The sequence below is a fragment of the Priestia sp. SIMBA_032 genome (genome assembly GCF_046535215.1).
Taxonomy (GTDB): Bacteria; Bacillota; Bacilli; order Bacillales; family Bacillaceae_H; genus Priestia; species Priestia aryabhattai.
Genome location: NZ_JAWRXD010000012.1, coordinates 84,998 through 105,376, shown reverse-complemented (window position 1 = coordinate 105,376; position 20,379 = coordinate 84,998). Strand labels below are relative to the sequence as shown.

At 38.3% G+C, this 20,379-nt stretch carries 20 protein-coding genes; 16 read left to right on the top strand and 4 right to left on the bottom strand.

All coding sequences use genetic code 11. From position 1 onward, the window contains the following. Positions 1-287 precede the first annotated feature (287 nt). Both SB717_RS24895 and SB717_RS24890 read left to right on the top strand, forming a co-directional pair. Positions 288-719: a VOC family protein gene (locus SB717_RS24895; RefSeq protein WP_410905098.1), complete on the top strand. Its 432-nt coding sequence runs from the start codon at positions 288-290 to the stop codon at positions 717-719. A 375-nt stretch (positions 720-1,094) separates the two neighbouring features. Beyond that, positions 1,095-1,586, top strand: coding sequence for a DUF2690 domain-containing protein (locus SB717_RS24890; protein ID WP_013084188.1), 492 nt, complete (start codon positions 1,095-1,097; stop codon positions 1,584-1,586). A 128-nt stretch (positions 1,587-1,714) separates the two neighbouring features. Here SB717_RS24890 and SB717_RS24885 read toward each other — a convergent pair whose 3' ends face one another. Next, on the bottom strand, positions 1,715-1,927 hold the full coding sequence (locus SB717_RS24885) for a cold-shock protein (protein ID WP_410905096.1): 213 nt from the start codon (positions 1,925-1,927) through the stop codon (positions 1,715-1,717). 232 nt (positions 1,928-2,159) lie between these two features. Here SB717_RS24885 and SB717_RS24880 point away from each other — a divergent pair, with 232 nt between their 5' ends. The 3 genes from SB717_RS24880 to SB717_RS24870 all read left to right on the top strand — a co-directional run bounded on the left by SB717_RS24880 (position 2,160) and on the right by SB717_RS24870 (position 5,288). Continuing rightward, positions 2,160-3,029, top strand: coding sequence for an STAS domain-containing protein (locus SB717_RS24880; RefSeq protein ID WP_410905094.1), 870 nt, complete (start codon positions 2,160-2,162; stop codon positions 3,027-3,029). Positions 3,030-3,407: 378 nt separating this feature from the next. After that, positions 3,408-4,565 (top strand): Alp7A family actin-like protein, encoded by a 1,158-nt coding sequence (locus SB717_RS24875; RefSeq protein WP_410905092.1) that lies wholly within the window; start codon positions 3,408-3,410, stop codon positions 4,563-4,565. 15 nt (positions 4,566-4,580) lie between these two features. Next, positions 4,581-5,288 (top strand): hypothetical protein, encoded by a 708-nt coding sequence (locus tag SB717_RS24870; protein WP_410905090.1) that lies wholly within the window; start codon positions 4,581-4,583, stop codon positions 5,286-5,288. An 807-nt stretch (positions 5,289-6,095) separates the two neighbouring features. On the opposite strand, the gene SB717_RS24865 is transcribed toward SB717_RS24870, so the two are convergent. Next, positions 6,096-6,623, bottom strand: coding sequence for a cupin domain-containing protein (locus SB717_RS24865; RefSeq protein ID WP_410905088.1), 528 nt, complete (start codon positions 6,621-6,623; stop codon positions 6,096-6,098). A gap of 276 nt (positions 6,624-6,899) precedes the next feature. On the opposite strand from SB717_RS24865, the gene SB717_RS24860 reads away from it, so the two are divergent. The 3 genes from SB717_RS24860 (at position 6,900) to SB717_RS24850 (ending at position 8,147) form a co-directional block, all read left to right on the top strand. Beyond that, the gene (locus SB717_RS24860; RefSeq protein WP_410905086.1) at positions 6,900-7,088 is read left to right on the top strand and encodes a hypothetical protein; all 189 of its coding nucleotides are present in this window, start codon (positions 6,900-6,902) and stop codon (positions 7,086-7,088) included. A gap of 241 nt (positions 7,089-7,329) precedes the next feature. Beyond that, complete coding sequence (locus tag SB717_RS24855) at positions 7,330-7,506, top strand: aspartyl-phosphate phosphatase Spo0E family protein (protein ID WP_223260221.1); 177 nt, start codon at positions 7,330-7,332, stop codon at positions 7,504-7,506. 251 nt (positions 7,507-7,757) lie between these two features. Next, positions 7,758-8,147, top strand: coding sequence for a MerR family transcriptional regulator (locus SB717_RS24850; RefSeq protein ID WP_410905084.1), 390 nt, complete (start codon positions 7,758-7,760; stop codon positions 8,145-8,147). An 81-nt stretch (positions 8,148-8,228) separates the two neighbouring features. Here the strand turns inward: SB717_RS24850 and SB717_RS24845 are convergent, their stop codons facing one another. Beyond that, positions 8,229-9,290 (bottom strand): NAD(P)-dependent alcohol dehydrogenase, encoded by a 1,062-nt coding sequence (locus tag SB717_RS24845; RefSeq protein ID WP_410905082.1) that lies wholly within the window; start codon positions 9,288-9,290, stop codon positions 8,229-8,231. 197 nt (positions 9,291-9,487) lie between these two features. Then, on the bottom strand, positions 9,488-9,748 hold the full coding sequence (locus SB717_RS24840) for an HPr family phosphocarrier protein (protein WP_410905080.1): 261 nt from the start codon (positions 9,746-9,748) through the stop codon (positions 9,488-9,490). Positions 9,749-10,686: 938 nt separating this feature from the next. Between SB717_RS24840 and iolE the strand changes: the two genes are divergently transcribed. From iolE to iolC, 8 genes are all read left to right on the top strand, one after another. Further along, the gene (gene iolE / locus SB717_RS24835) at positions 10,687-11,580 is read left to right on the top strand and encodes a myo-inosose-2 dehydratase (RefSeq protein WP_410905078.1); all 894 of its coding nucleotides are present in this window, start codon (positions 10,687-10,689) and stop codon (positions 11,578-11,580) included. Positions 11,581-11,600: 20 nt separating this feature from the next. Further along, positions 11,601-13,019, top strand: coding sequence for a sugar porter family MFS transporter (locus SB717_RS24830; protein WP_045290907.1), 1,419 nt, complete (start codon positions 11,601-11,603; stop codon positions 13,017-13,019). 22 nt (positions 13,020-13,041) lie between these two features. Further along, positions 13,042-13,899 carry a 2-keto-myo-inositol isomerase gene (iolI, locus tag SB717_RS24825; protein WP_410905076.1) on the top strand — a complete coding sequence of 286 codons (858 nt, stop codon included), beginning with the start codon at positions 13,042-13,044 and terminating at the stop codon, positions 13,897-13,899. Between the two features lie 46 nt (positions 13,900-13,945). Beyond that, complete coding sequence (gene fba / locus SB717_RS24820) at positions 13,946-14,785, top strand: class II fructose-1,6-bisphosphate aldolase (RefSeq protein ID WP_095379114.1); 840 nt, start codon at positions 13,946-13,948, stop codon at positions 14,783-14,785. Positions 14,786-15,164: 379 nt separating this feature from the next. Then, entirely contained in the window at positions 15,165-15,920 is a 756-nt protein-coding gene (locus tag SB717_RS24815) for a DeoR/GlpR family DNA-binding transcription regulator (RefSeq protein ID WP_013084173.1), read from the top strand. 599 nt (positions 15,921-16,519) lie between these two features. Continuing rightward, positions 16,520-18,442 (top strand): 3D-(3,5/4)-trihydroxycyclohexane-1,2-dione acylhydrolase (decyclizing), encoded by a 1,923-nt coding sequence (gene iolD, locus SB717_RS24810; protein WP_074679650.1) that lies wholly within the window; start codon positions 16,520-16,522, stop codon positions 18,440-18,442. Positions 18,443-18,536: 94 nt separating this feature from the next. Next, positions 18,537-19,355 (top strand): 5-deoxy-glucuronate isomerase, encoded by an 819-nt coding sequence (gene iolB, locus SB717_RS24805; RefSeq protein ID WP_410905073.1) that lies wholly within the window; start codon positions 18,537-18,539, stop codon positions 19,353-19,355. 15 nt (positions 19,356-19,370) lie between these two features. Next, entirely contained in the window at positions 19,371-20,378 is a 1,008-nt protein-coding gene (gene iolC / locus SB717_RS24800; protein WP_074679652.1) for a 5-dehydro-2-deoxygluconokinase, read from the top strand. The last annotated feature ends 1 nt before the right edge of the window (position 20,379 follow it).

The following is a 20,379-nucleotide window of genomic DNA, read 5'->3' as shown; positions in this document are numbered from 1 at the left end:
CCATAAAAAATCCCCTCCATAGTAGACAGAATAGGTTGCTTTCTTTTATTTGTCTACTATAAGGGGAGCATACCATTTCATTGGCATTGGAGCGAGGTAGCTTTTTATTTGAGAAAATACTCAAGAGTTAGTTTGTTATGGATATCATAAACTTCCTGGGATGTTAAGCAAAAATAAAACGCATCATTTTAGAAATTGTTTTGTCGGATAGAGCAGGATACAGAAATAAAGTTGTTGTATAAATAGAAAGGAAATAGTAACACAAAATATAAAAAGAGGTGCTCAGTATGATTTTAGGAATCCATCCTTATTTAGTTTTGAATGGTGATGGTCAAGAAGCAGTTAGAGTTTATAAGAATGCGTTAGATGCAAAAGTGATTAGTGTTCAAACTTTTGGGGAAATGCCCCAAAACCCAGAGTCTCCTATTCCAGCAGAAGCCAAAGACCGTATATTAAATGCACATTTAAAAGTTGGCAATACTGACCTGATGTTTTCTGATACGCTTCCGGGTCAGCCTTATCAGCTTGGATCACAAGTTACTTTAGCTATCACGGTAAATCATGCGGAAAAATCGAAAGAAATATTCGCAAAGCTTCAAGAAGGCGGCGAAGTAATCATGCCGCTTCAAGAAACTTTTTGGAGCCCGTTATATGGACAAGTAACAGACAAATTCGGAGTAACTTGGCAAGTTTCGACGCATGCGGATAGTGATAGCTGAGAAAAAGTGTACTTTTAAGCAAGATAGCTTCAGCAGCAGATTAGTAGTAAACATTTTGTCCAACACGAAAAGATTAACCGTATAAAATAGCAAAAGCGCATTTTGAATTCTCTTTTTCAAAACGCGCTTTTTTGTTTGTTGTGCCTGTTTATATTCTCATGCTTTATGTTGCGGGCCCAATAGAAAGTAATCTGTTATATAGCTCATCAGGATGGCAGGCCTTATCAGCAAAAATAACTAGCTTAAACCATATTCCTCCAGAAAAACACGGCTATTTATTATGATGTAACAGTAGTATAGTTTGATGTAAAATTCTGAAAATTAAAATAAAATGATAGTTGTGTTTGTCAACGAAATAAAGGAGGATGGTTTTTGATGAAGAAAGTCTTTAATATCGGAGTTCTCTTTTTCCTGATTTTTGGTTTATTTCTTGGCGTTGGACCTACGGGTAAGGCATCTGCATTATCGTATGATGGTTCAAATCCATACACAACAGGATGTGCAAGCAAAAGTCCCATCACTTATGAAACGAAGTATATTTATAAAAGCGGTGTAAAAATCGGTTATGTGCAGTTAAAAGGAAGCGCTTATTGCCATACAGCATGGGGATATGTAAAATTTTATAATAACTCCCCTTACAACGGGTATGCAAACGTCGGAACGTACAGATATGAAGGGTCTTCGAGTTCCTCTAATGCTAGAACATTCTGTAACAGTTCCGGTGGCAACGGCATGGTAAACAAAGGGGAGACGTCATGTTATACAAGTCAATTATGGGATAAAGACCCGTACAATTCCTTAGCCGTTGTATTTGTTTATAGTTCAGACGGAAAGGTTATTGCCCAAGCGCAGACCGGCCGACATTAATAGAAATAATATAAATGAACACCTCTTAGGAAAAAGTCTAAGAGGTGTTTTTTGTTCAAAAAGATTGATAGGGAAATCTTCCAGCAACTTTATATTTGGTAATCAATACTACATGAATAACCACTCTATCAGTCAACTGGATGTACTTTTATAGCGCTGGGTCCTTTAGCTCCTTTATGAATTTCAAACTCTACTTTTTGTCCCTCTGCCAGGTTTTTATATTCCTCACGGTCGATCGCGTTGGAGTGAACGAACACTTCTTTTGATCCCTCTTCGGGTGTAATAAATCCAGATCCTTTTGATTCGTTGAACGATTTAACGGTTCCTTTATGTTTGCTCATTGAAAAAGCCCCCTTATAAGTATAGAAATAAATTCATAGTAGTTTTTTACCCAAACGCTGAAATTTCAATCATTTTATGGTAGGTATACCGATTAGAAGAATAGGGGTAAAAGTAAATAGGGAGGGCCTAACAATTTTTTTATTTCGGTTATATTTTTATATTATATGTGATATAACTATTGTTATAAAATGTAATCGTTAATTCTGCTAACTAAAGGAGATAAAGAAAAAAATGAGGGATGAGTTGTTATATATAGGGAAGAAAATTATCGATAATAAACAGGAATTAGCGATACAATTTTCTGATCTGATGGACTCAGAATATAAGCGGAAGCTGGTTTACCACGAAAAAAGCGAAGTTTTAAAATGGAGAGCAGAACTCATTGAGTATTTAGGCGCGTCGTTATTCGAGGAGCGCTCGGTCGTTTTAAAGAAAATCGTTCAGTGGGGTACAGATATAGGAAAAGTGGCTGTGGAAAACGGACTTTCTTTGAGTCAAACGTTAAAATCACTTACGCTGTTTCGAACAGTGATATGGGGTGTTTTTACAGAAGAGCTGCAGCAGAAGCAGTTTGCTCCTATTACGATGCTTGATGTAAGTAAAAAAATTGATCCGATGCTTGATGAGCTTAATCATATATTTGTTGAAATCTACGAAGAACATAATACGGAAACCATAAAACGCGCTTATGCAGCGCTAGAAGAATTATCAGTTCCCATCGTTCCTCTTTCTGAAGGAATCGCTGTGATGCCAATCGTTGGACAAATTGATACGCATCGTTCGCAGCTTATTATGGAAACGGCTTTAGAAAAAAGCGCTCAGCTGCAGCTGAGTTATTTAATATTTGATATTTCCGGTGTTCTTATCGTCGATACGATGGTAGCGGACAATATTTTTCAAATTGTAAAAGCCTTACAGCTTATCGGCACTAAAACGATGATTACCGGAATACGTCCGGAAATCGCGCAAACCGTTGTGGATTTAGGCGTGGATTTTGGAACAATTAAAACAAAAGCGACGTTAGAAAAAGGCCTTGAAGAAATAGGCTTTAGTAAACTGCTAGAAAATCCGCAAAGAAAAAAAGACAAATGGCGTTATTAATAAATAAAAAAGCCGAGAGGCTGGAAAAAATATTTTAGTTGATGTTAAATCCGAACTATTAATCTGATTGATGGTTCGGGTTTTTTTGTTGTTAGGGTGAACGTAGGTTTCATGTATATGGCTGCTTCTAGCTGGTGATTGAATGGCTTATATTGCAAAAAAATTAAGGGGAAGTCACAGCGTCACATGTTACATTCCCTGTAAAAATGGGTACTGGTAAAAAGAAGCATTTCAATTGCTTTTCAATTACATTAGCCGTCTAAAATTAATTAATTGTCAATTTAGAATAACATAAATTATTTAAATACTTAGACAAACAAATGAGGAAAATATATACTTATTAGTGTTGTCACGAAAAGATAAAGGGGAGAAACAAGGATGGATATCAAACGTCAAAACGTTGATTTTGGTAACTCAATTTTTCAAACGCTAGTGGATGGTTATTACTATGAAATTCCTACAAACGTAGTAGAAATCACAAAAGATCAAGCAGAGGGTCATTTTCCTTCAAGTGTAAATGAACCGGAATTACTTCTTCAAAATTTACTGATTTCTACAACAATCGAAGGAGTAGAAAAGTATTATTTAGTAGGAGACGCAGCAGAGAAACACGTGCTAGGCAATATCCATATTAATAAGTTACATAATAAAACTGAATCTGATATTCCTTATGTAATGTTTTTAGCTTCAATTGCTTATTACAACATACTTAAAGGAAAAGACAAAGAGGATAATCATGTGACGATTAATTATTTCTCGACTATGCTTCCGATTTGGCTGCTTAAGAAAACAAATAAATTCAGTGAAATGCAGCAGAAGATGGCCGAACGTTTTCAAGGAGAGCACACGGTTACGGTATTGACTCCTGGATTAGAAAAAACGCTCACTGTGAACATTGAAACGAGCAAATGCCGTATTGAAAGCGAAGTGGCTCGCTGGGCGATCAAAAAAGATTTTGAATTACAAGATAGAGAAGAAGCAAATGCATTCAAACATTTTGAAACACTAATTGTAGATTTGGGCGGAGGCACGGTTGACCTGGCACTGCTTCCTGCAGGACTTCAAGCTCCTAAAAGCAGAAACTCACTGAAGTGTCTTACGGATATTTCATATTTGAAGCATATTGAAAAGCTAAGAAATGAAAAGCTGCTTGAGTATTTTGATGATGTTCGTTCATTAGAAGAATTTATTATTGCCAATATCCATAAAGCAAAAATGGAGCAAAGAGACGGCAACAGCGGGAAAAAAGTCGATCTCACGGAGCCTATTCACGCTTCGCTTAGAGAATACACGCAAATTTTATTAACGAAAGTTGAAAATCTATTTCCATCGCCAAAAGATAAAGTCTATAAATATATTTATATTGGAGGACTGGCTCCTATCCTTCAACAGTTTATTGCAGAGAAGATTGATAACATGTACGGGGAAGAAATCAGAGAAGAAAATCACCTTTTCTTGCCGGAGACACGCAAATTAAACTTATACGGTCTTGAAATTTTAAGCAGACATGAAACAAACGCAGCGGTTCATGCTTAAAAAGGGGGAGCATATATGAGCCATCAACACACGCGCCTTAAAGAAGCACTAGACGATTGGTACGGTCAGCTAAGTTCCCAAGTGGCGGCACCGTTTTACTTACTATCAAATGCGTTTCTGACAGCTGGCAATCTATCAGCAGATATGATGGGAGCAAGGGAAAAGACCGCAAGTAATAGAGATGAACGTGCAAATTTAACAATCGAAACTTCTAACATTCCGTCAGAAGTGTCTTCATTTCTGAAAGAAAAACAGCAGGCAAACGAGCTGCAGGACTATATAGTGAGACTCATACAGCAAGACTTGCAAAAAAAGAGCAAAGAAAATGAAGTCGAGACGCTCGTTCATTCACTTCGAAAAGAGCTGTTGGGCGAAATTGACTTGCTAAAACAAGAAATGAATTCACGTCTTGCTGCAAATCGTGAGGAGTATGAGTCCTCACAGGCAAAAGAACTTCAGGATTATGTAGCGAAGCTTGTGGAACAAAACGGGCAGAAAGACAGCCGGGAAGAAGAGTTTCAATCGTTAATTCATTCATTGAGAACCGAACTGTTAGGCGAAATTCATTTGCTTAAAAAAGAGCTTGGCTCTGCGTCAGCTCCTTCCTATAAGCAGCTGAAACCCGTTAAAAATGAGGAAGAAGAAACATTTAAAGAAGGTCAATTAATTAAAAGTGAAAAAGTGACCGGAACCATTCAAGAAGATATCGATGTAGATTTCTAAACAGAAAGTAGAGGCGTGATATGCCTCTACTTTTATTATTTTTCTATTAAAAATGAGGCTGGGGCAAAAGTATTTTTGCTAAAGGAAGATCCGAACGAGTTTGATTCTTGATTGTGAATCCAACTTGTTCGGTTTTTTATTGGTATGCTGAATGTAGGTTTCATGTGTTTAAATGCTTCTAGCGGTTGATTGGAGGGCAAGGCGAAGACTCCTGCGGGAAAAGCGAAACAGGTGAGACCCCGCAGGAGTGCAAGCGACGAGGAGGCTCATCGACCACCCGCGGAAAGCGAAGCCTTGCACGGAAATTAACAGCGGTCCAATGTAAAAGCTTTAGCGTATAAATCATAAAGCTCTTTTGTTTCTTTTTAGCTTTTTTCGAAAGTATAAGCACATATCGAATATAGCGATGGTACAAATACTGCATTTTATTATAAACCAAAATAACGATTCGTTTATGCCAAATCCGCCAATCGAAGCTTTTAGTTCATTTAGCTGCCTGAGAATTAAATTTGTGTCGTTTTCATAGGCCACAGTAAAAGATTTAATCACAAGCATGGTCATAATGACTGCTTCTACAGATATATATAGAATTTTTCTTGCTAGTTTCAGAGAAGGGTTTACGTTTAATTTGGGAATTTTATAAAATAATTTCATCGCCTGTTTGCCTTTCAGTTATTTTAAGCTGTTTAAAAAGATTCGTTTATTCTATAATTCTTTCCTTGGCTATAAAATCCTGTATGTATAGCAAGTTTAAAAAAAGCCCGCTAGAAAAGGTAGTACACCGATTTTCTAGCAAGCTTATGTTAGTTAATGTTCTTCAGCTAAGGCATTTGCTTTTGTCACATGAACCGTACCGAATGGATGGTTTGGAGGAGCGTAGATGGAATAAAGTTTTAGCGGAGTGGTACCGATATTGGTGACATCATGCCATGTTCCGGCAGGGATAAATATCGCATCATCATCGTAGACTTTTCGTTTAAAGGTTAGGTTGTTTTTACTTTTGCCCATTTGAACAACGCCTTGCCCTTGTTCAATACGCAGGAATTGATCAACGTTAGGGTGAATTTCTAACCCGATATCTTCACCGGGCTTTAGACTCATTAACGTCACTTGTAAATGTGTTCCCGTCCATAAAGCAGTGCGGTACGTATTGTTTTGTTTTGACGCTTCATTAATGTTAATCACAAATGGTCTTTGTCCATAGTCCTTTAATTTACCGTTTCTTTGCTCAAAATGTTCGTTGGTGTGATAGTGGTTCGGCACATAATAACTATATGGCTGCCAGCTGTAGTACACGGGAGGCTGCCACTGATGATAATAAGGTGTATAGTGCATACTCATTCTCCTTTTCTCGTTTAATTTTTCTTTTCATCCTATGCTTTTTTCAAAACGGTTGATACCATTTGCCTTTTTGTCTGTGGTCTTTAGCCACTTATTTTTTTGCTGAAAATCATGTAATTAACTATTTATACCAGATATTAAATTGTTTTACAGCAGTTAAAAAATAATTTCATCACTTTAATACGATAATTCATTAAAAAAGTATCGTATGAAAACGTTTTATTTGATATAATTTTAGTAGATGAAAATTATTTTAAAGGGTGACGTTCATTGAAAGAAAAAAAACTTCAAGAATTAACTGAACATATTAATAATTTATTCAACAATTTAATTCATGGATCTATCACAGAAGGTGAATTTAACGAGCTGTCCGAAGAGCTTTACAGAAAGCAAACGAGGCTGCGCTATGAGATAGAATGTGAGAAAGGTTCGTATTACAGAGAATATTTTAAAGGCTAAGGCTTTGTATTAGACTGCTTTATAAGAAATAAGAAAAGACCTCCATTCAGGAGGCCTTTTCTTAACTTCTAGTAGAAAGTGGAGTGATACTTTCTATTTCAATAAGTATATTAATATATTTACTATATGAAAAATAAAACTGTTGAAGCTCTAAAACTCGCTATTCACCCCCAAAAACCTGTATGATAGGTTTAAGATTACCGCATATGAGATATATGTATAGTAAAAGGGGTGATGAGCTGTGAAGTGGTATAAAGGAGTTGTCATGCAAGTCTTAATGACAGAAATCGAAACAGCAAGAGAGCATATGGTTATGTTAGGACTTACAGAAGGTCTTACAAGCCGTAATACAGTTCGAATCAGTCAAACCCTTGATTATTTATTAAATGAACTAAGTAAAGTGATGGCCGCAGATTAGATAGTATTCTTTATATAAAAATGAAAAGAGCTGCTGATTTCACGGCAGCTCTTTATAAGTTGCCTTAACGTTTACTTTAATGTTTATAATATTATTTATACAATTACCTCATAGCAAAGAAAATAGCGGAATCTATTATATATATCGTATAGTAGAAACCTAGAAGATGAGTTGAAAGCACCTGTGAAAAGGGAAGCTTAGATACATAAAGCAAACGCCGCACTAAGAATGGCGATGGAGGGTATAGTGGAATGGAATATCATATTAAAGAGGCCGCTGCAAAGGTAGGGCTGCCTACGCATACGCTTCGATACTACGAGCAGCAAGGGCTTTTGCCTTTTATAAAAAGAGATGAAAACGGAAATCGTATTTTTAGCGAGTCCGATATCGAGTGGCTGGAATTTATTATTTGCTTACGAAAAACGGACATCGCTCTTTTAGAATTACGTAAAATTGTTGAATTAACACAAGAAGGCGATGATACAATCGGTTTGCGCAAGGAGATATTTGAAAAACATAGAGAAAAGATGATGGAAAAGCAAAGAGAGCTGGACGCAGCTTTTAGAAAAGTGGAAACGAAAATTGACTACTATGATAAATTAGAACAAAAGTATCAAGAAGAGCTTTCATTTAAAGCCTAATTTACCGGTTGTTTTTCGTATTTTATAAAGAAATAAAAAGCGGGCAGCTAATAGAATTAGCTGCCTGCTTTTTTTTACAACTTACAGTGTAGAAATGTCAATAACAAATCGATAGCGAACGTCGCTGCGAAGAACGCGCTCGTACGCTTCATCTACTTGCTTAGCATCGATAACTTCAATCATAGGAGCGACGCCGTGTTCAGCCGCAAAATCAAGCATTTCTTGTGTTTCACGAATGCCGCCTACAAGTGAACCAGCAATGCTGCGACGTGCCATGATAAGTGAGAATACGCTGTACTGGTCTGGGTTAGCCGGTGCGCCAACGTTAACAAGCGTTCCATCTACGCGAAGTAATGATAAGTATTGATCCACGTTCAGATTAGCCGATACCGTGTTTAAGATAAGGTCAAAGCGACCCGCTAATTCAGTAAATGTTGTCTCATCACTTGTTGCAAAATAATGATCTGCACCAAAGCTTAGCGCTTCTTCTTTTTTATTGTTAGAACGGCTCAATACCGTCACTTCAGCACCCATTGCATGTGCAAATTGAATCGCTACATGTCCAAGGCCGCCCATTCCCACGATCGCCACTTTTTTGCCAGGACCAGCATTCCAGTGCTTTAACGGAGAAAATGTTGTAATCCCTGCACATAGAAGAGGACTTGCTGCATCCATACTTAAATTATCAGGAATACGAACAACGAATCCTTCTTTTACGACGATTTTTTGGCTGTAGCCGCCGTATGTACGGTTTCCGTCGTAATCTAATGAATTATACGTTTGAACAACGCCTTTTGTACAGTATTGCTCGTCCCCGTTCACACAGTACTCGCACTCTCCGCAAGAGTCAACGAAACATCCAACGCCTACGCGATCGCCCACCTTGTATTTTGTTACGTTTTCGCCAACTGCTTCAACTACTCCTGCGATTTCGTGACCAGGAACCATCGGGAACATCCCGCCGCCCCACTCATCAAATGCACTATGAATATCAGAGTGACAAATACCGCTAAACTTAATATCAATTAAAACGTCGTCTGCTCGCAGTTCTCTGCGTTCAATTGTCGTGTTCTCGAATTTTGCCTTTGCGTGCGGCGCACTTAAAACACGTGATGTTGTTGTATGTTGATGATTATTACACATAAGTAAAAACACAATCCTTTCATATTAAACATAACCAGTTGCTAATACACTCGCATTCACTGACTACGCTTGATGTATTTAAAAACTACAATACTAGCTTAAACGTTAAAGTCGACTTTAAAGCAAGACCTTTTTGAAAAAAATTTCTTTCTATGACTTTATGAAAAAAGGAAAGGAAGGAATAGCATGGCAGCTTTCTATCTTTGTTTAGTTAAAAGAAATTCTTCAAGGGTGCAAGCGGCAGCTTGTTCATCAACTCCATTTGTCAGCAGTGTTATTTCATCTCCTTTCTTAACAGCTAAAGCCATTACCTTCATGATGCTTTTTCCACTTACACATTTTCCATCTTTTGAAAGAAAAATATCACTTTGAAACGAACACGCTTCGCGTACAAACAAAGCTGTATGTCTAGCTAGAAGTCCACCGGAAAGTTGCACCTTCATTCTTTTAATTAGCATAGTGTTTCCCCTTTTTTGTATTTTAAAAACTATAAAACTAGCTTAAACGTTAAAGTTAACTTTAAGGCAAGAGGTAATTTGGATAAAAAGTGGAAAGGGAAGAAAGGATAAGCCTACTGTTAATGCACATAGTGATCCTGTTGTTAGTACGAGGGAATGTGAATGAAGTGTAAAGCCGATTTTAAAGGAGAGTTCTCTTAAATCCTTTTGTTGGATGAGCAAAACACGTAAGAAGAGACCCTAAAAAAGAAAGAAAAATGATGAAATACTAAGCAAATGAGAAGATTTGCCTCTTTTAACAGATATGTGTACGTTTTCATGCCGAATGTTTCCGTTTCCACTGACTTTGTCAAACAGCAGACAATTGTTGATAATAGAGCTATATAAGAGCCAAAGGGGACGATAAAATGAAAAAATCTATTTCAAAAGTAGAGAAGTTCATAACTGAATTTAAAACGTCAATGACAAGCTACGGAGAAGCAATTATAAAAGTAAAAGGAAACTGATTCTAAAAAGATGCAGGTTATTTTTTTATAAATCTATTCCATAAATTCATACTAAATAATCATACTATTAAAATAAGAAATATATCTTTGCTCATAAAAGCTTTGTCTATTGTTGAAGTAACAGTAGGTAAAGCTTTTTGTGTGGTTACATAAGTGGATATGATATCTTTTATAACTAGCATTTTTAGAAGGAACAAGCTTTTAGGCAGTTGCAGTGTATAAAAAATTCTGAAATTTTATTATTGACTGAAAGCGTTTTTAATATTAATATTAATTCAAACTTAACCAATATTTAACCAACACATAACAAATGAGTTTTTTTATTTACAAATGAAATCGATTTCATTTGTAAAGTTATAAGATTGGTAAGTTTTATCACTATCTGTTGCTAGTGAGGCAGCATTACACAATAAGGGGAAAAGAGGAATCAAAATGGGAAAAGAAAATATTCTGTGGGGAATTGCTCCAATCGGGTGGAGAAATGATGATATTCCTGAAATTGGTGCAGAAAACACATTGCAGCATCTGTTAAGCGATATCGTCGTAGCGGGCTTTCAAGGAACGGAAGTGGGAGGTTTTTTTCCTGAACCAAGCATATTAAACAAAGAGCTTGAGCTGCGGAATTTAAGAATTGCAGGTCAATGGTTTAGCAGTTTTATCATTCGTGATGGGATAGAGGAGACGTCAAATTTATTTCACAAACATTGTCAGTATCTGCAGGAAGTACATGCTGATGTGGCGGTCGTATCTGAGCAAACTTACAGTGTTCAAGGGATTGAAAGAAATGTTTTCGCTGAAAAACCTTATTTCAGTGATGAAGAATGGGAAGCTTTATGTGCAGGATTAAATGAGCTGGGAAAAATCGCAGCAGAATACGGTTTACGTCTTGTCTATCATCACCATATGGGAACAGGTGTACAAACATTAGCTGAAATTGATCGGTTAATGGAAGGAACGGATGCAAATCATGTTCATCTTTTATATGATACGGGACATATTTACGTTTCTGACGGAGACTATATGGAGCTATTACATAAACATATAGATCGTATTAAACACGTTCACTTTAAAGATGCAAGAAGAAACGTGCTGGAGCAGTGCAAAAAAGAAGGAAAGTCATTTTTACAGTCGTTTCTAGCCGGTATGTTTACCGTGCCGGGTGATGGGTGTGTAGATTTTACAAATGTGTATAAAGCGTTAGTTGATTACAATTACAAAGGATGGATTGTAGTGGAGGCGGAACAGGACCCTTCCATCGCACATCCATTGGAATATGCTTTAATGGCCCGAAAGTACATTAACGAAAAGTTAGTTATTCATTCTTAAAATAAGACGGGGGAATTAGCATGGGTAAACAGGGAAATCAACATTCATTTTTACGTACGATCATTTTAGTTTCTACGTTTGGTGGACTGCTTTTTGGATATGATACAGGAGTTATTAACGGGGCCCTGCCTTATATGTCTGAATCTGATCAATTGAATCTCAACTCTTTTACTCAAGGTCTTGTAACGAGCGCTCTGTTATTTGGTGCTGCGTTTGGTGCGGTAGTAGGCGGCAGGCTAGCAGATTATAACGGGCGTCGTAAAACGATTCTGTATCTTGCCATTCTATTTTTTGTTTCCACAATCGGATGTACAATTTCGCCAAACGCAGCCGTTATGATTCTTTGCCGTTTTCTATTAGGACTTGCTGTAGGGGGCGCATCTGTTACCGTACCGACATATTTAGCAGAAATGTCACCAGCTGAAAGCCGGGGGAAAATGGTAACTCAAAATGAACTTATGATTGTTACTGGTCAACTTCTTGCCTTTACGTTTAACGCGATTATCGGAAATATGCTAGGAGAAAACCCTCACGTTTGGCGATATATGCTGCCAATCGCTGCCATTCCAGCTGTCTTTTTATTCTTTGGCATGCTTAGAGTACCAGAAAGTCCACGCTGGCTTGTGTCAAAAGGGAAAAATAACGAAGCGCTAACGGTTCTTCAAAAGATACGGGAAAGTAAAAGAGCCAAATCAGAGCTGCAAGAGATTGAGAGCGCTTACGAGCAAGAAGCAAAAATGGAAAAAGCAACGTTTAAAGACTTAACAACTCCGTGGGTTCGAAGAGTCGTTTTCCTTGGTATTGGAATTGCTGTTGTACAGCAAATTACCGGCGTAAACTCCATTATGTATTACGGCACTGAAATTTTAAAAGACGCAGGTTTTCAAACAGAAGCTGCTCTTATTGGAAATATCGGAAATGGAGTCATCTCCGTTTTAGCCACGTTTGTAGGAATTTGGCTGCTAGGTAAAGTTGGACGCAGACCAATGCTTATAACAGGATTGGTAGGGACGACTACTGCCCTGCTGCTGATTGGTATATTTTCTCTTGTATTTGAAGGGTCTGCGGCACTTCCATATATCGTATTAGCACTAACGATTACGTTTCTCGCGTTTCAACAAGGAGCTATATCTCCGGTAACGTGGCTAATGCTTTCAGAAATTTTCCCTTTACGATTAAGAGGCTTAGGGATGGGTGTTACCGTATTTTGTCTGTGGGGAATTAACTTCCTTGTAGGTTTAACGTTTCCTGTTTTATTGGCCAGCATTGGCTTATCCACTACGTTTTTTGTCTTTGTTGTACTCGGCATCGGAGCGATTTTATTTGTTAAAAAGTTTTTGCCGGAAACAAAAGGGCTTACACTTGAAGAACTGGAACAAAGGTTCCGCAGCTATGATAATGAAGACGCTGATGTTATGAATGACAATAAAATTATCTAAGTAAAGAATGGAGAGAATCATTATGAAACTATGTTTTAACGAAGCAACAACATTAGAAAATTCAAATCTTGTAAAGGACCTTGAATATTGCAACAAGCACGGATATGATTATATCGAAATTCGCACAATGGATAAACTCCCTGAGTATTTAGAAAGTCACTCAATGGATAATTTAGCGCAGTTTTTTAATACAAATCATATTAAACCACTAGCGCTGAACGCTTTAGTTTTCTTTAATAACCGCAGTGAAAAAGAGTACCAGGAAGTGATAGAAGAGTTTAAGAGTATGCTAGAAACTGCTCAAAAGATAGGCGCTCCCTATATCGTAGCCGTTCCTTTAGTAACAGAACAAAAAATCGTAAAAGCAGAGATTAAAAATAGCTGCGTACAAGTGCTGAATGAATTATCGGAATTGGCTGAACCTTACGGAGTTAAAATCGCCGTTGAGTTTGTAGGTCATCCTCAGTGTACGGTTAATACGTTTGGTCAAGCGTATGACATTGTTCAAACTTTGAACCGAGATAACGTAGGATTAGTACTTGACTGCTTCCACTTCCATGCGATGGGATCAAAACTAGAAGACTTAAAACAAGCGGATATTTCTAAAATATTTATCGTTCATATTGATGACACGGAAGATTTTCCTATTGGCTTCTTAACAGACGAAGACCGAGTATGGCCAGGTCTAGGAGCAATTAATTTAGATGCTATTTTCTCAACATTAAAAGAAAAAGGCTATAATGATGCGGTATCTGTAGAGCTATTCCGACCTGAATATTATCAATTAAACGCGGAAGAAGCAATTAAGACGGCTAAAGAGACAACCATTAAGGCTATCTCGGAATACTACAGCTTTCAAACAACAAAATCATATTCATGATAAGGAGTGTCAGTCCGTGACGTTAGTATCTTCAAAACTAGTATCAATGAAAGATATGCTTCAAGCAGCTAAAAAAGGAAACTATGCGGTTGGTCAGTATAATATTAACAGCCTGCAGTGGGCACAGGCTATTTTACAAGCTGCCGAAGAGGAAAAAGCCCCTGTCATTGCCGCCGTTTCAGACAGGCTTGTGGACTATTTAGGCGGATTTAAAACCATTGTAGGCATGATGGAAGGCTTGTTAGAGGAAATGAATATTACCGTTCCTGTTGCGCTTCACTTAGATCACGGTATGAGTGTAGAAAGATGTAAAAAAGCTATCGACGCTGGATTTAGCTCGGTCATGTTTGACGGTTCTCATTACCCAATTGATGAAAATATTTCCATGACTAAGCAAGTAGTAGACTATGCTGCTGCTCAGTATGTCTCCGTTGAAGCTGAAGTTGGAACAGTCGGAGGCATGGAAGACGGGCTTATTGGCAACATCGTGTACGCTGATCCCGCTGAATGTCTGCGTCTTGTAAAAGAAACGGGAGTCGATGCTTTGGCGGCCGCTTTAGGATCAGTTCACGGACAGTACCAAGGTGAACCGCAGCTGGGCTTTGATGAAATGAAGGAAATAGCTGACTTAACAGATGTACCGCTGGTTTTACACGGCGGTTCCGGTATACCAAACTATCAAATTCAAAAAGCAATAGCTCTTGGACACGCGAAAATTAATGTGAACACCGAGTGCCTTCAGGCCTGGACGCGTGCGGTTCGTCACACGTTGGAAAGGGACAGTGACGTGTATGATCCCCGAACCATTCTTACACCGGGAAAAAAAGCGGTGATGGCGACTGTAAAAGAGAAAATGAGAGAGTTTCATACAAGTCATAAAGCTTAATAAAAAAGAGGCTGGAATAAAAGCATTACAGTTGAAGCAAGATCCGAACGATGAATGGAGATTCTTGATAGAAAATCCAGCTCGTTCGGATTTTTTCTATGGTAGGGTTTTAATCCATTGAGTTGCTTCTAGCTGATGATTGGAGGGCAAGGAGAAGACTCCTGCGGAATGCGAAGCCTTGCACGGAAATCAACAGCGGTGTAACAAACGATCCCTACTAGCTTATGTATCTAACTTGTTTGCCTTTAGCTGGAATTGATGTAGTCATGTCTCAATCTCTCTTTGTTTTAGCGGTTACACTTCTAGAAAATGCCTTTTGTAAAGGTTATAATAGTAAGTAACAAAAAAGCGAAAAGAAAGGTAAACGGGGGAGGTAGAAATGTTAAAAACGAAGCGAATTCAACAAATTCAAGAGTATGTTTTTGAACATGAATCTGTCTCATTAGATGATTTGGTTTCAGTGTTTGAAGTCTCCAAAAACACGATTCGACGCGACGTTCAAAAGTTAGTGGATGAAGGGCATATAAAAAAAGTATATGGCGGCGTAGCTGTTAACCATGTGAAGCTTGAATCATTTAATGAAAGACAAACAAGAAATCAGTTTCAAAAGCGTTTGATTGCCAAAACGGCAGCTCAGTATGTAGAAGACGGAGACGTGATCTTTATTGATTCAGGAACCACTACGTTAGAAATGATTGAATTTCTAAAAGACAAATCGATCACGATTGTTACCAATAGTTTAGATGTTATAGTAAAAGCCTTGCCTTTTGATGCGTTAAAAGTAATTTCTACTGGCGGCTACCTTGAACGTGAAACTCAATCATTTTCAAGTTTTAACCATGCCAATCCTGTAAAGAACTACAACTTTGATAAAGTATTTATGGCTTCTACGGGTATTTCCATATCAAATGGGGTTACCAATTCATCGCCCGTTGAAAGTGAAATTAAAGAAACCGTTATAAAAAGAAGTACAAAAGTGTTTTTATTAGCAGATCATACAAAATTTGATAAGTATGCAATGATTACGTATTGTCAGTTGCATGAAGTGGATTATTTAATTACAGATAAAGTGGACGTCAGCTATCAGCACTATGCAAAAGAAAATGAGATTACATTTGTCCTTGCGGAAGAATAAATGTTTTTAAGTGATTATACATACGCTTAGACTAAGTGCTATTAGGCATACAAAAGAAGTATGCCTTTTCTTTTTTGTTTACTGCAATCGCTCCTCTAGAAAGCGATTACAGTAAACAAAAAGATAAACTAACAAAATTTTTAAAAAAGTGTTTACAAAGTAAACTGAATATTATAAACTAGGTTCATAGATAAGAAAGCGCTTTTAAAATAAGATGAAATCGATTTCATCAAACGAAGCTACATGTATAATAAAATTGGTTTTACAGGTAAGACAGAGTATGGAAAAATGATGGGAAAGTTAAGGATGGGGTTTGAAAAATATTTTTTTAAGACCAAATGAAATCGATTTCATTTGAAAGTGGAATTTATGATGAATTTTCGAGCTTTTCTCCATCTTTAAACGTTAAAAAGTGCAGGGGCTGAAAGTATTTGTCTCATCGCTAAATAGCAGCTGAAACAAAGGAAAGAGCTAGGAAGTAAAAGGATAGAACCTCATTTATTACACAAAATGAAATCGATTTCATTTAAAAATGTGAAAAAAGGGTAGAAAAATCAATCTGATGGTGATTAATTTCAGAAGATAAGGTAGGAAGGTATATGAAAACGATAAGGTTAACAACTAGTCAAGCTTTAGTAAAATTTCTAAATCAGCAATATGTAGAGTTTGATGGAAAAAAAGAGCGTTTCATTAAAGGAGTATTCACCATTTTTGGACATGGAAATGTGGTGGGGATCGGGCAAGCGCTGCAAGAAAACCCAGGCGAGCTTGAAGTGTATCAAGGCAGAAACGAGCAGGGGATGGCTCATGCTGCGGTAGCTTTTGCAAAACAAAAACATCGAAAGCAAATCATGGCCTGCTCTTCTTCCGTTGGTCCAGGCTCAGCGAATATGGTTACATCGGCTGCGACAGCTACTGCAAACAATATTCCGGTGCTGCTTTTGCCAAGCGATGTGTTTGCCACTCGCCAGCCGGACCCGGTACTTCAACAAATTGAACAAACGCACGATTTATCTCTTTCTACAAATGACGCTTTCCGGTCTGTCAGCAAGTACTGGGATCGAGTCAGCCGTCCAGAACAGCTGATGTCGGCTATGATCAATGCGATGCGTGTATTAACAGATCCGGCAGATACAGGAGCCGTTACAATCGCGCTGCCGCAGGATGTACAAGGGGAAGCGTGGGATTTTCCAGAAAGCTTCTTCCGCGAGCGTACCCATCTTATTGAACGCCGCGAGCCTTCGCAAGAAAGTATCAGAAATGCAGTGAAGCTGATTAAATCAAAGAAAAAGCCTCTTCTTATTTTTGGCGGCGGCGTTCGTTATTCAGAGGCTGCGGATGCATTTGCTGCATTTGCTGAAAAGTTTCATATTCCATTTAGTGAAACGCAAGCTGGAAAAAGCGGGCTTGAAAGCAATCATCCTTTAAATCTAGGAGGAGTTGGCGTAACGGGTAACAGCGCTGCTAATAAAATAGCGCAATCAGCGGATTTAATTATTGGCGTGGGTACACGTTTTACAGATTTTACGACTTCTTCAAAGCTGTTTTACGCTGAGACGGATGTATTAACCATTAACATTTCTGAATTTCACGCATCAAAATTGGAGGCTACTAAAATTGTCGCGGATGCCAAAGTGGGTCTTGAAGCTCTTTCGTCTGCATTAGAAGGCTATAAATCAGGCTATGAAACTGAAATTGAAGAAGCCAAATCAGAGTGGAATCAAGAGCTGACTCGTCTAAAAAATATTGCATACACAGGCGAAGAATTTATTCCAGAAATTAAAGGGCATTTTGATCACAGCCTGTCGGAGTATAAAGATAGCCTAAGCACCGAACTTGTCCAAACGACTGTGCTTGGTAAAGTAAATGAACTAATTGCACCTGATTCTATTATTACATGTGCAGCGGGAAGCCTCCCGGGTGACCTTCAGCGCATGTGGATTTCAAATGAACGTAATACGTATCACCTTGAATACGGATATTCATGTATGGGCTATGAAATTGCATCTGCTTTGGGCGCTAAGATGGCTGAGCCGGATAAAGAAGTTTATGCGATGGTAGGAGACGGAAGCTACTTAATGCTTCATAGTGAGCTGGTAACGAGCATTCAAGAAGGAGTTAAAATAAATATTGTTCTTTTTGATAATTCCGGCTTTGGCTGCATCAACAACTTGCAGATGGATAATGGAATTGAAAGCTTCGGCACAGAGTTCCGCGTTCGTAACCCGCGGACGGGGCAGCTTGATGGAGATATTATGCGCATCAACTTTGCTCAATCTGCAGCTGCGTACGGTGCCAAAACATACGAAGTGTATACAATGGAAGAGCTTGAATATGCCATTGAAGATTCAAAAAAACAAAGTGTTAGTACACTGATTGACATTAAAGTTCTTCCAAAAACAATGACGGACGGCTACGATTCTTGGTGGCATGTAGGAGTAGCAGCCGTATCTGAAAGCTCAGATGTTCAAACGGCGTTTGAAGGCAAAGAAAGCCAGTTGCAAAAAGCAAGAAAATATTAATCTTTTAAAAAGCTAGAATATCCAGTTTGCTTGATTAAAGAGTGTCCCTAGTATAAACCGTTAAAAAACAAGAAATAGAAAGGTGTGGAAAGGAATGGCTGATTTAATCGTACCGACAAGAACAGCTGACAGTGATGGAAACGTACTAAGCATCACGCCGAAATCTGCGGGATGGGAGTACATTGGCTTTGACGTTTACTCATTAAAAAAAGGTCAAACACTTAAAAAGAACACGGAAAATCAAGAGGTTTGTATTGTAATCTTGACCGGTAAGTCCAACGTTTCTACGAAAGAAGAAAAATGGGAAAACATCGGACAGCGAATGAATATCTTTGAAAAAATCCCTCCGTACTCCGTATATGTATCGAATGATGATCACTATGAAGTAGAAGCTGTAACCGACTTGGAAATTGCGGTATGCGCAGCGCCTGGAAAAGGTACATACCCTGCTCGTTTAATTGCACCGCAGGATGTGGGCGTAGAGCATCGCGGAGCAGGAAATATCGCGAGACAAGTCCATAACATTCTTCCAGAACAAAAGCCGGCCGATAGTCTGCTGGTAGTGGAAGTGTTTACGCCGGAAGGAAACTGGTCAAGCTATCCTCCTCATAAGCACGATCAAGACAACTTGCCGCATGAATCGTATTTAGAGGAAACGTATTACCATAAAGTCAACCCAGGACATGGATTTGCGATTCAACGAGTATATACGGACGATCAATCTCTAGATGAAACAATGGTCATTAAAGATGGAGATGCAGTCTTAGTTCCTAAAGGCTATCACCCGGTATCTGCTCCTCCAGGTTATGAAGTTTATTATTTAAACGTCATGGCTGGTCCTGTGCGAACATGGAAATTTAATAATAGCAAAGATCATGAATGGATTATGGAAGAAAAATTAGCATTAAAGTAAGGAGACGATGTGAGTATGAGTTATTTAACATTTGATTCACAAAAGCGATTTGACCTTCTTGCAGTAGGAAGGCTTTGCATCGACTTAAATGCAAATGAATTTAATCGCCCGATGGAAGAAACGATGACGTTTACAAAATACGTAGGAGGATCTCCTGCTAATATCGCTATTGGTCTTTCTAGGCTTGGAATGAAGACAGGCTTTATTGGAAAAGTGTCAAACGATCAAATGGGCCGCTTCAGCACTAGATATTTAAACCAAAATAACATTAACACAGAAGGCATTGTAGTTGATCAAACAGGAGCCGTAACGGGGCTGGCCTTTACTGAAATTAAAAGTCCTGAAGAGTGCAGCATCCTGATGTACCGTGATAATGTGGCAGACTTGAAGCTCCATCCAACAGAAGTTTCTGAAGAGTATATTAAGCAATCAAAAGCGCTGCTTATCTCTGGAACTGCTCTTGCTAAAAGTCCTTCAAGAGAAGCCGTGTTTCTTGCTCTTGAATACGCGAGAAAACATAGCGTAGTTGTATTCTTTGATGTCGACTACCGTCCGTATACGTGGGAATCAGAAGCTGAAACGGCCGTCTACTATAATTTAGCGGCAGAAAAATCAGACGTGATTATCGGTACGCGAGAAGAATTCGATATGATGGAAAAGCTTTTAAATTATGAAGAATCAAATGACCAAGTTACAGCTGAACGATGGTTTTCTCATCACGCTAAGATTGTTGTCATCAAGCACGGAGGGGAAGGCTCGATTGCTTATACAAAAGACGGCCAGTCTCATCGAGGAGGCATCTTTAAAACAAAAGTGCTTAAAACATTTGGAGCTGGCGACTCCTACGCATCTGCTTTTATCTACGGGTTAATGCAAGGGTTTACAATTCCTGAAGCGATGAGATTTGGCGGTGCTTCTGCTTCCATCGTTATATCAAAACACAGTTCTTCAGATGCAATGCCAACGGTAGAAGAAATTAAGCAGTTTATGGAAACAGCTGAAGAAGTACTGCAGCAAGCGTAAT